This window comes from Chromatiales bacterium, assembly GCA_014762505.1.
GTDB lineage: Bacteria > Pseudomonadota > Gammaproteobacteria > SpSt-1174 > SpSt-1174 > SpSt-1174.
The window spans coordinates 1-11,294 of the sequence record JABURS010000017.1; the positions used below are offsets into that span (position 1 = coordinate 1).

Annotated in this window: 7 protein-coding genes; 3 read left to right on the top strand and 4 right to left on the bottom strand. The window is 69.5% G+C overall.

Annotation, left to right across the window (positions count from 1 at the left end):
• Positions 1-637: 637 nt before the first annotated feature.
• From HUJ28_01215 to mutS, 3 genes are all read right to left on the bottom strand, one after another.
• Positions 638-3,448 (bottom strand): PD-(D/E)XK nuclease family protein, encoded by a 2,811-nt coding sequence (locus HUJ28_01215; GenBank protein ID MBD3618079.1) that lies wholly within the window; start codon positions 3,446-3,448, stop codon positions 638-640.
• A 92-nt stretch (positions 3,449-3,540) separates the two neighbouring features.
• Positions 3,541-3,864 (bottom strand): ferredoxin family protein, encoded by a 324-nt coding sequence (locus HUJ28_01220; GenBank protein MBD3618080.1) that lies wholly within the window; start codon positions 3,862-3,864, stop codon positions 3,541-3,543.
• A 107-nt stretch (positions 3,865-3,971) separates the two neighbouring features.
• Complete coding sequence (mutS, locus tag HUJ28_01225; protein ID MBD3618081.1) at positions 3,972-6,542, bottom strand: DNA mismatch repair protein MutS; 2,571 nt, start codon at positions 6,540-6,542, stop codon at positions 3,972-3,974.
• Between the two features lie 159 nt (positions 6,543-6,701).
• Here mutS and HUJ28_01230 point away from each other — a divergent pair, with 159 nt between their 5' ends.
• From HUJ28_01230 to HUJ28_01240, 3 genes are read left to right on the top strand one after another with little or no spacing between them, the layout of a single operon-like run.
• Positions 6,702-7,136: a host attachment protein gene (locus HUJ28_01230; protein ID MBD3618082.1), complete on the top strand. Its 435-nt coding sequence runs from the start codon at positions 6,702-6,704 to the stop codon at positions 7,134-7,136.
• 26 nt (positions 7,137-7,162) lie between these two features.
• Positions 7,163-9,586: an AAA family ATPase gene (locus HUJ28_01235; protein ID MBD3618083.1), complete on the top strand. Its 2,424-nt coding sequence runs from the start codon at positions 7,163-7,165 to the stop codon at positions 9,584-9,586.
• The gene (locus HUJ28_01240) at positions 9,573-10,349 is read left to right on the top strand and encodes a hypothetical protein (protein MBD3618084.1); all 777 of its coding nucleotides are present in this window, start codon (positions 9,573-9,575) and stop codon (positions 10,347-10,349) included. The genes HUJ28_01235 and HUJ28_01240 overlap by 14 nt, the downstream gene beginning before the upstream one ends.
• A gap of 446 nt (positions 10,350-10,795) precedes the next feature.
• Here HUJ28_01240 and HUJ28_01245 read toward each other — a convergent pair whose 3' ends face one another.
• The gene (locus tag HUJ28_01245) at positions 10,796-11,086 is read right to left on the bottom strand and encodes a GIY-YIG nuclease family protein (protein MBD3618085.1); all 291 of its coding nucleotides are present in this window, start codon (positions 11,084-11,086) and stop codon (positions 10,796-10,798) included.
• Positions 11,087-11,294 lie beyond the last annotated feature (208 nt).

An 11,294-nucleotide genomic window follows, 5' to 3' on the forward strand; every position in this document is an offset into this window, starting at 1 on the left:
TCACCATCCTCGCCCGCAAGCTCGCCCGTATCGCCTTCGCCATCCTCAAAAACGGAGCCGACTATGTGCCGCGAAAGCCTTGTCTTGCGACATAGAATCTCCTACGTCTGACGCCAATCTTCTCGCTCTTCACTCCTCACGGCGGGCATGGCCCGCCCTATGCGATGGCCATGTTTGGGCGCAGTGCCAAGCCTGATCGCGCCTTTCGGCGCTCCTACGACGCACTGGGTTTTTCGGTAGGAGCTGCGTGAGCTGCGATGCCCATGCCTGGGCACAGTGCCGCCCCTGATCGCGCCTTTCGGCGCTCCTACGATGCATTGGGCTTTCTGTAGGAGCTGCGAAGCTGCGATGGCCATGCCTGGGCGTCGTGCCGTCCCTTGATCGCGCCTTTCGGCGCTCCTACACCTGCCACCTCTCCTCACGCCTCACGATCCTGTAGGAGGCCAGCCCTCTGGCCGATAAGGTTCTGGCGTGGGAGGAGATCGCCGAGGGGGCTCGGCTCCTACGGTGCGGTGTTTGGTGTAGGAGGTCAGCCCTCTGGCCGATGTGGTTCTGGTGCGGAAGGTGATCGCCGAGGGGGCTCGGCTCCTACGTCTGACGCCAATCTCCTCACTCCTCACTCCTCACGCCTTGCCCCTCACCCCTTCCACGCCTCGCGCCGGCACAGGCCGCTCATTTCGCAGTAGCTGCAGGTGGTGGGGTCGCCCCAGGCGGGGAGGGGGGCGCCGGCGCTGATGGCCTGGCGGAGGTGGGTGAGGCGTTGGGCGACGGCGTCCTTGAGGTCGTCGAGGGCCTCGCCTTCGAGGGCGGCGGGGACCTTGGCGCCTTCGCGCGGGTCGAGTTTGAGGTATTCGACGCGGCGCACGTTGTCGAGCAGCAGGGCGTAGGTGGTGAGCTGCACGGCCTCGCCCTGGTCGACATCCTGTTGCCGTGGGGTGCCGCCGGTCTTGTAGTCGATGATGCCCCTGCCTTCCGGGCTGCGGTCCACGCGGTCCAGGCGCCCTCTCAGCACCAGTCCGTCCGTCAGGGTCCGCTCGCCGCCGACCTCGGTCTGTTCCACCTGCCAGTCGGTCTGGCGCCGGATCTGCCAGTCGATGTAGGCGGGGATGAGGGCGCGCCAGCGGGCGAGCCAGCCGCGGTGCTGGAAGTTGTCTTCCGTGTCCCTGGCGAAGGCCTGTTGCGCGATCTGGTCGAGCAGGGCCTCGGCCTCGGCGCGGTTGGCGTGGTTGAGCGGGCGGCCGAAGGGGCCGGGCAGGCCGTCGCGTCCGCCGTGGAAGGCCTCCAGGCAGGCGTGCACGCGTTCGCCGTAGTCGGCCTTGCTCAGGAGCTCGGAGATCTCCTCCGGCGGCTGCAGCTTGAGGCACTGGGCGGCGAAGAAGCGGTAAGGGCAGTCGATGAGCTGCTGGTGACGGGAGGCGGAGTAGCGGTCGGGCACCAGGGCGGCGGGCACCGTGGGCGCGGGCCGCGTGGGGATGCCGGGCAGGGGCAGGTCGCCGGTCGGGCGCACCTGGGCCTCGGGGCGCAGGGCCATGCGCCCGAGGGTCGTGTCGGTCAGGTCGTCGCCCCAGGCGAGCCGGTGGAAGCCCTGGATGGCCTCCAGCCAGGGGCTGGGCAGCAGCGGCTCGCCGGCGTCCTCGCCCTGGTAGGTGAGGAGCACGTCGTTGGCGGACTGCAGCAGGCCGCGGAAGCGGGCCTTGACGGCATCGCGGGTCTCGGCCCAGCCGGGCAGGCCGAGGTCGCGGCGCACGTGGTCGTTGAAGAAGGGCTGGGCCGGCGGCGTGCCCGGCAGCCGGGCGCGGTCGGCGCCGGCCACGATCAGGGCGTCGAAGCGCGTCAGCGGGGTCTGCTCCAGGCCGAGGAGCTGCACCGGGCTCGAGGCCAGCGCGGGACGGAAGTTGTGGGATTCCAGGGTGCGGCCGAGCCAGGTGCGGAATTCGGTCCAGTCGATGGCCAGGGCGTGGCCGTCCAGCTCGGCGTGCATGGCCGTGAGTTCCTGCTGGATGCGCTGGCCGGCGGCATCCTCGCCGAAGCGCTGCCACACGCCGAGCCGGCGCAGGCTGTCTTCCAGGGCGTCGAGGTAGGCCCGCGGCGGGCGCGGCCGGTCGTCGAGCAGCAGGCCGCGCAGCGGCGCGCCGGCCTCGTCCAGGCGGTCGAGCAGGTCGCGCACCGCGCGGCCGGCCTCCTCGCCCCAGGCGGGCAGGCGCTTCAGGCGCCAGTCCACGTGCCAGCGGTAGCGGTCGAGGTCGCGGGCGATGTTCTCGTGGCGCACCACGTCCTGCTCGAAGCGATGGACGGTGGCCAGGTGGGCCTCGCGTTCGGCCGCCGGGCAGACGAAGGGCGACTTGAGCACGTCCAGCAGCGGCTGGCAGGCGTAGTCCTCTTCCACGGCCTCGAGCCAGCGTTCCAGCACGGCGGCGGCACTGGTGGTGGACAGGGCCCAGCCGGCGCTGTCCTGCAGTACCAGGCCGGCGCGTTCCAGCAGGGCGCGCACGCGCCGCGCCAGGCGCCGGTCGTCGCTGACCACGCCGATGGTCTGTTTGCCCGCCAGCAGCCACTGGCGCACGGCCAGGTCGATGCCCATGGCGTGCTGTTCGGCGTCCAGGGCGCGGAACACCCGCAGGCGGCCGGCCAGCGGGCTTTGCGGGTGAGTGGCGGCGAAGCGCCGGGCCCGCTCGGCCAGCGGGGCATCCTCCGGCCCCCGGGCCGGTTCCAGCGCCTGGGCGAGGAGCTCGCCGACGGGCGAGCGCGCCGGTGGTTCGGTGCCGTCGATACCGAAGAGGGCCGCGGCCGCGTCGTCGTCGGCCTGTACCACGACCTCGCCCTGGCCAGCCCGCATCAGGCCGGCGAGGAAGCGGGCCTCGGCGGGGAGCAGGGTCTCGAAGCCGGCGGCGAAGACGCGCAGCCGCGGGTCCAGCCAGTCGGCGTGGGTATCGAGGGCGTGCACGTAGTGGGTCTGGATCTCCTCGCGGCCCAGGGCCGCCAGCTGCTCGCGCCAGGCCCGCCACAGGGTATGCACCAGTCCGGCCTCGCGGCTCAGTGCCGCCAGGCCCTCGGCAGGGGCGCCGAGGCTCGCCCGCACCCGCTGTTCGAAGTGCGCCGGGTCGTCGTCCAGGCCGTCGCTGTGCCCGGCGAGGTCGTCGAACAGCCGCAGCAGGCTGTCGGCCACCAGCCAGGGGTCGTGGTCGGCGAGCAGGGCGGGGTGGGCGCGCAGGGCCTCGATGACCAGCAGTTCGCGGGCGTGCTCGCCGAGCAGGGGGCGGGGCAGCGGGGCCTGTTCCAGCACCCAGCTGCGCATGACGGCGAAGTGCGGGCCGAGCAGGGCGCCGTGGCCTGCGGCCCCGGCGGCGGCGAGCAGGTGCCGGCGCAGGGGGCGGGCGGCGGTGAGGTCCGGCAGCAGGATGACGACGTGGTCGAGGTCGGGCAGGCGGTCGGCACTGCGTGCGATCACGCGCGCGGCGAGGGCGCGCAGGGCATCCTCGCCGCAGGGGATGAGATGGAGGGGGGTGTCGGGCAGGGCGGGTGGCGTCCTGTCGCTGCGGACTAGCGTTCCAGGTACTGCAGCTTGTCCGGCTTGCCGTCCCACTCCTCGGCGTCGGCCGGCGGATCCTTGCGCTGGGTGATCACGGGCCAGCTGCGGGACAGCTCGGCGTTGAGTTCGAGGAAGTGTTCCTGACCCTCGGGGACGTCGTCCTCGGGGAAGATGGCCTCGGCCGGGCACTCGGGCTCGCACAGGGTGCAGTCGATGCACTCGTCCGGATCGATGACCAGAAAGTTGGGGCCCTCGTGGAAGCAGTCGACCGGGCAGACCTCCACGCAGTCGGTGTACTTGCACTTGATGCAGTTTTCAGTGACGACGAAAGTCATGTGGTTCTCCTTCGGTGACAAGGCGCGCGCACTGCGTACGGCCGGGACAGGCCGCCATGATAATCACAAATGGCGGCGGGTTCGAGAAGCCGCAGGCGGCGTGGGTCTTAATCGTCCTCCAGGCGCGCCTTCAGCGCATACAGCGTCTCCAGTGCCTGGCGGGGGGTGAGTGCGTCCGGGTCGATCCCGGCCAGGGTCTCGACCACGGGGTGCGGGGCGGGGGCGGCATCCAGCGGCAGGCCGAGCTGGGGCGTTGCCTCGGCGCCGCGCGCGCTCTGCTTCTCGAGCTGGCGCAGGCGCTCGCGGGCACGCTGGATCACGCCGCGCGGTACCCCGGCCAGCTGTGCCACCTGCAGGCCGTAGCTCTGGTTGGCCGGGCCGTCCTTCACGCTGTGCAGGAAGACGATGCTGTCGCCGTGCTCGACGGCGTCGATGTGCACGTTGCGAATGCCCGCGGCCTGCTCGGGCCGGGCGGTGAGTTCGAAGTAGTGTGTGGCGAAGAGGGTGAAGGCGCGGTTGTGCACGGCCAGGTGTTCGGCGCAGGCCCAGGCCAGCGACAGGCCGTCGAAGGTGGAGGTGCCGCGGCCGATCTCGTCCATCAGCACCAGGCTCTGCGCGGTGGCATTGTTGAGGATGTTGGCCGCCTCGGTCATCTCCACCATGAAGGTGGAGCGGCCGGAGGCGAGGTCGTCCGAGGCGCCGATGCGGGTGAAGATGCGGTCCACCGGGCCGATGCGCGCGGCCGCGGCCGGCACGTAGCTGCCGATGTGCGCGAGCAGCACGATGAGTGCCACCTGACGCATGTAGGTGGATTTGCCGCCCATGTTGGGGCCCGTGATCATGAGCATGCGCCGCTCGTCGTCGAGCCGCGCGTCGTTGGGCACGAAGGGCTCGTCCAGCACCTGTTCCACCACCGGGTGGCGGCCGCCCTCGATGTGGATGCCGGGCGCCTCGGTGAGTTCGGGGCAGCTGTAGTCCAGCGTCTGTGCGCGCTCGGCGAGGTTGGTGGGCGCATCGAGCGCGGCCAGTCCGTCGGCGGCCTGCTGCAGCGGGCGCAGGTGGGCGATGAGCCGGTCCAGCAGGTCGTCGTACAGGCCCTTCTCGCGTGCCAGGGCGCGTTCGCGGGCGGACAGCACCTGGTCCTCGAAGCGCTTGAGCTCGGGGGTGATGAAGCGCTCCGCGCCCTTGAGCGTCTGGCGGCGGGTGTAGTCCTCCGGGGCCTTCGCCGCCTGGCCGCGCGAGATCTCGATGTAGTAGCCGTGGACCCGGTTGTAGGCCACCTTGAGGGTGGGGATGCCGGTACGCTCGCGCTCGCGGGTCTCGAGGTCCACCAGGAACTGGTCGGCGTTCTCGGACAGCGCCCGCAGCTCGTCGAGCTCGGCGTCATAGCCGGGGGCGATCACCCCGCCGTCGCGGATCAGCATGGGCGGGTGTTCGATGACGGCGGCGGCGAGCAGGTCCAACACCTCGGGGTGGGTGGCGATCTGAGCGGCCAGCTGGCCGAGCAGCGGGGCGTCGAGACCGGCGAGCTCCGCCTGCAGCGCCGGCAGGCGGGCCAGTGAGTCGCGCAGCGTGGCGAGGTCGCGCGGGCGGGCGGACTTGAGCGCCACGCGCGAGAGGATGCGCTCCACGTCGCCGATGCCGCGAAGTGCATCGCGCAGGGTCTCGAAGGCGCCGGACCCGATCAGGGTGGCGATGGCCTGGTGGCGGCCGCGCAGGGTGTCGCGATCGCGCAGCGGGCGGTTGAGCCAGCGGCGCAGGCAGCGGCTGCCCATGGCGGTGGCGGTGTGGTCGAGCACGGCGGCCAGGGTGTGATCCTGCCCGCCCTGGAGGTTCTGTTCCAGTTCCAGGTTGCGACGGCTGGCGGCATCCAGCACCACGCTGTGGCCCTGGCGCTCGCGGCGCAGGCTGTTGATGTGCGGCAGGGCGGCGCGCTGGGTGTCCTTGACGTACTGCAGCAGGGCCCCGGCGGCGGCCACGGCCAGCGGCGCGTCCTCGCAGCCGAAGCCGGCGAGGTCGCGGGTGCCGAACTGGCGGGTGAGCTGTTCGGTGGCGGTGTCGGTCTCGTAGTGCCAGGGCGGGCGGCGGGTGAGGCCGGGGCGGTCGCCCAGCGGCGGGCGGGCGTCCTCGGGATAGAGCAGTTCGGCCGGGCGCAGGCGTTCGATCTCGGCGGCAAGTGCCTCGTCGCCCGAGAGCTCCTGCACCACGAAGCGCCCGCTGGAGAGTTCCAGGCTGGCCAGCCCATGGCGTCCCTCGCGCCCGCAGACGCTCACCAGCAGGTTCTCGCGCCGCTCGTCGAGGAGGGCCTCCTCGGTGAGTGTGCCGGGGGTGACGATGCGCACCACCTGGCGTTCCACCGGACCCTTGGCGGCGGCCGGGTCGCCGATCTGCTCGCAGATGGCCACCGATTCGCCCAGGCGCACCAACTTCGCCAGGTACTGCTCGGCGGAGTGATAGGGCACGCCGGCCATGGGGATGGGCTCGCCGGCCGACTGCCCGCGGGCGGTGAGGGTGATGTCCAGCAGCCTGGCCGCGCGCCGGGCGTCCTCGAAGAACAGCTCGTAGAAATCCCCCATGCGATAGAAGAGGAGGATGTCCGGGTAGTCGGCCTTGATGCGCAGGTACTGCTGCATCATGGGCGTGTGCTGGCTGAGGTCGCGGGCGGCGGTCTGCGTCATGCGCGAGAGTCTATCGGACTGCGGCCCTGCCGCGCCACTTGCCGGCGCCCGGGGTTTTGCTGATCCCGCTCAATGTCCGTCCCACGCCCAGCGTCTATGCTTTGATCAACGGCGCGATGTCGCGCCCGTCGACCGTTCCATTTTAAGGAGGAAAACACTATGGCAATCCTGGTCGTGGTAGCCGACGCCGGACGCGCCCGGTTCTTCACCGCCGAATCGGCGACCGCCACACTGGTCGAGGACGAGGACAGGCTGCATCCCGAAGGGCGTCTGCACGTGAGTGATATGGCCTCGGACGAGCCCGGGCGCACCTTTGATTCCCATGGCGAGGGTCAGCATGCCATGGGCAACAAGGTGAACCCCAAGCGCCAGGAGGCCATCCGCTTTGCCAAGGAGCTGTGCGAGGATCTGGAGGCGCGGCGCAACAAGGGCAAGGTGGAGGGGCTGTACCTGGTCGCGCCGCCCCAGTTCCTGGGCGAGCTGCGTGACCACCTGAGCGCATCGCTGAAGGTGCTGGTGAAGGACGAGATCCACAAGGACCTGACCGAGCATGCGGCGGCCGACATCCGCGCCCACCTGCCCGAACACCTCTGATCACACGACGAGACGAAGGAACCGGTTTGACCGATATCCGACCGCTGGCGCCGGAGGCGCTGTACCAGACGACCGATCTCGCCACCCTGGACTTCGCCACCACCGCGGAGCTGCCCGAGCACAGTGAGGCCGTCGGCCAGCAGCGGGCGCTGGAGGCGATCCGCTTCGGCGTGGGCATCCGGCATCACGGCTACAACCTGTTCGTGGCCGGCTCCACCGGGCTGGGCAAGCATGTGGTGGTACAGCGCGAGCTGGCCACACGTGCCGCCGGCTCGCCGGTGCCGGACGACTGGTGCTACGTCAACAACTTCGATGCCCCGCACAAGCCGCGCTCCCTGCGCCTGCCCACGGGCAAGGCGCGCGAACTGTCGCAGGACATGCAGCAGCTGGTCGACGACCTGCTAAGCGCCATCCCTGCGGCCTTCCAGGGCGATGAGTACCGGTCGCGCGCCCAGGAGATCAACGACGAGTTCAAGGAGCGCCAGGACGACGCCTTCCTGGCCCTGGACGAGGAGGCGCAGAAGCGCGACATCACCATCCTGCGCACCCCCACCGGTTACACGCTGGCCCCGCTGAAGGACGGTGAGGTGGTGGGGCCGGAGGAGTTCGAGGCGCTGGAAGAGACCGAGCAGCAGAAGATCGAACACGCCGTGGACGAGCTGCGCACGAAGCTGCGCGAGACCATACGCCAGATCCCGCTGTGGCAGAAGGAGATGCACCAGAAGATCAAGGCGCTGGATCGCGAGGTCACCGATGTGACCGTCTCCCAGCTCATGAAGGGGCTGGCGAAGAAATACGCCACGCTCGATGGCGTGCCGGATTATCTGGAGGCGGTGCGCCGGGACGTGATCGACAACGTGGATGCCTTTCGCCAGCAGGGCGAGGCGGTGGAGGTGGCCGGGCGCAAGGTGGAGCTCGCGCCGGACTTCAATCGCTACAAGGTCAATGTGCTGGTGGATCATTCCGATGCCAGTGGCGCGCCGGTGGTGCACGAGGACAACCCCACCTATCTGAACCTCATCGGCCGCATCGAGCATATCGCCCAGTTCGGCACCCTGATCACGGACTTCACCCTGATCAAGCCCGGCGCCCTGCACCAGGCCAATGGCGGTTATCTCGTGCTCTACGTGCGCGATGTACTGATGAACGCCTTTGCCTGGGAAGGCCTCAAGCGCGTGCTGCGCTCGAACGAGCTGCGGCTCGAATCGCTGGAACGCATGCTCAGCCTGGCGAGCACCACCTCGCTGGAGCCCGAGCCCATCCCGGTGGACGTCAAGGTCGTGCTGGTGGGCGACCGCATGCTCTACTACCTGCTCAAGGCCTACGATCCCGAGTTCGCCCAGCTGTTCAAGGTGGCGGCCGACTTCTCCGAGGACATCGACCGCAGCCCCGACAACACGCGGCTGATGGCCAGCCTCATCGGCACCGTGCAGCACCAGGAGGCGCTGCGTCCGTTCACGCGCGAGGCGGTGGGGCGGCTCATCGAGCACCTGGCGCGCATCGCCGCCGACGGGGAGAAGGTCTCCGTGCACATGGGCAACCTCTGCGACCTGATGCGCGAGGCCGACTACTGGGCCGGCGAGGACGGTGGCGCGCAGGCCACCGATGTGCGGCACGTGCAACAGGCCATCGACAAGCGCATCTACCGCCTGGACCAGATCCGCGAGCGGGTGCATGAGTCCATCCTGCGCGAGATCCAGCTGGTGGCCACCGCGGGCGAGACCATCGGTCAGGTCAACGGCCTGTCGGTACTGCAGCTGGGCGACTATGCCTTCGGCCGCCCCTCGCGCATCACCGCCACCGCGCGGCTGGGCGAGGGCAAGTTCATCGACATCGAGCGCGAGGTGGAGCTCGGCGGGCCCATCCACTCCAAGGGCGTGATGATCCTCTCCTCCTATCTCGGCCACCGCTATGCCAGCGACCGGCCGCTGTCGGTCTCGGCGAGCCTGGTCTTCGAACAGTCCTACGGCCAGGTGGAGGGCGACAGCGCCTCGGTGGCCGAACTCTGTGCCCTGCTCTCGGCCCTGGGCGAGATCCCGCTGCGCCAGTCGCTGGCGGTGACGGGCTCGGTGAACCAGCACGGCGAGGTGCAGGCCATCGGTGGGGTGAACGAGAAGATCGAGGGGTTCTTCGACATCTGCCGGGGCCGCGGGCTCGACGGTCGGCAGGGGGTGATCATTCCGGCGAGCAACACCGCCCACCTCATGCTGCGCCAGGACGTGGTCGAGGCGGTGCGCGAGGGACGCTTTGCCATCTATGCCGTGCGCCATGTCGAGGAGGTCATGACCCTGCTGAGCGGGCTTGCACCGGGCGAGGCCGATGCGAAGGGCGCCTTCCCGGCCGACAGCTTCAACGGGCGGGTCGCGGCCCGCCTCAAGGCCCTGACGAAGAAGCGCCAGGCCTTCATCGCCCGGAGCCGCGGCAGGGACGACGGTCATGCTCAGTCCTGAGGCCGGCCGCCGCATCGCCCGCATCCTGCTGGGACTGGACCCGGCGAGCGCCGTTCCCCAGGACATCGAACCCGCCCTGCGCATCGCCCGGGCGCTGCAGGCCGAGCTCACCGCCCTGTTCATCGAGGACGACGACCTGTTTCGCATCGCCGCCCTGCCGTTTTCCACCGAGATCCCGTTCGGCGGCGGCGATGTCCGCGCCCTGGACGTGGCGCGGCTGGAGCGCTCGCTGCGCCACGTCGCGCGGCGGGTCGAGGCCGAACTCGCCAGGGCCGCGGAGCAGGCACAGGTGCCCTGGGCCTTTCGCGTGCTGCGCGGCCGGCGCCTGCCGACCCTGCTGGCCGAGGCCGGGGTGGAGGACCTGCTGGTGCTCGCACGCACCCCGCACAGCGTCGACGAGGCGCGCCAGGCCGCCAGCGCGCATACCGTGGCCGTGGTCTTCGACGGCTCGGAGGCCGCGCGCCACGCCGTCACGCTCGCCGCCCGCCTGGTCGGTCAGGACGGCCGCGACCTGCTGCTGCTCGACACCGCCCCCCGCGAGGACACGGCCGCCCGCACCCTCCGCCAGCAGCTGATCGAACAGGGCATCCCCGCCACCCTGCGCCGCCTGCCCGACCTCACCGCCGGCCGGCTGATCGAGGCCCTGCGCGGCAACGTGCCGCTGCTGCTCATCCTGCCCGCCGACCACCCCGCCATCGCCACCCCCGGCTTCATCGACCGCCTGCGCCGCCACCTGCCGTCGCCGCTGGCGCTGTTGAGATGAGGCGAGAGGCGAGAAGTCTTTTGGCCCAGAGAGGGTATAAAGGATTATCCATCCGTCATCCCTGCGCATGCAGGGATCCAGCTGCGGTGCGTCCGGAGCTGGCGATGTCTAATGGACCCCGCTGCCGGTCGGTCTGGATTCCTGCGTTCGCAGGAATGACGGAGGGGGGGCAGGAATGACGAGGGGGTTTGGCACGACGCGGTGGAGGGAAGAATCAGACGCCTGGATGGTCCTTTGTCCGTCATCCCTGCGCATGCAGGGATCCAGCTGCGGTGCGTCCGGTGCTGTTGGTGTCTGATGAACCCCCGCTGCCGGCCGGTCTGGATTCCTGCGTTCGCAGGAATGACGAGGGGGCTGGCATGCCGCAGGGTGGGATTGGGTTCGTCAAGTCGATCGATTGTGGTTGATTCCTCGTGTGTCGCATGGATGCTGTCTGCGGGAGCGGTCTAACCTGACAGATCCTCATACAAGTCCATCCAGTCAGGATTCGAATCTTCTATGAGCTTCAGTTTCCAGGCTCTTTTCCAGCGTTTTATCTGCTTCTCTCTTTGTATGGCGGTCTCCATGGTTGGGTGGAGTTCATACCAGACGAGTTGGGTGACGTCATATTTCTTCGTGAAGCCTTCCACCAGGTGCTGTTTGTGTTGCCAGATGCGTTGTATAAGGTTTGAGGTGACGCCGGCATAGAGGGTTCCGTTTCGCTTGCTGGCGAGCAGGTATACGGCTGGCTGTTTCATGATCCCTCCCTGGATCCGATCTGTCGTAATCAGATTATCGACCCATCCGGCCTGGATTCCAGTGCCAGGCCGCGGCTGGTGCCTGGGCGAATCTCGGAAGCCATTCCTTCGTCATCCCTGCGCATGCAGGGATCCAGCTGCGGCGCGTCCGGCGCTGGCGATGTCTAATGGACCCCGCTGCCGGTCGGTCTGGATTCCTGCGTTCGCA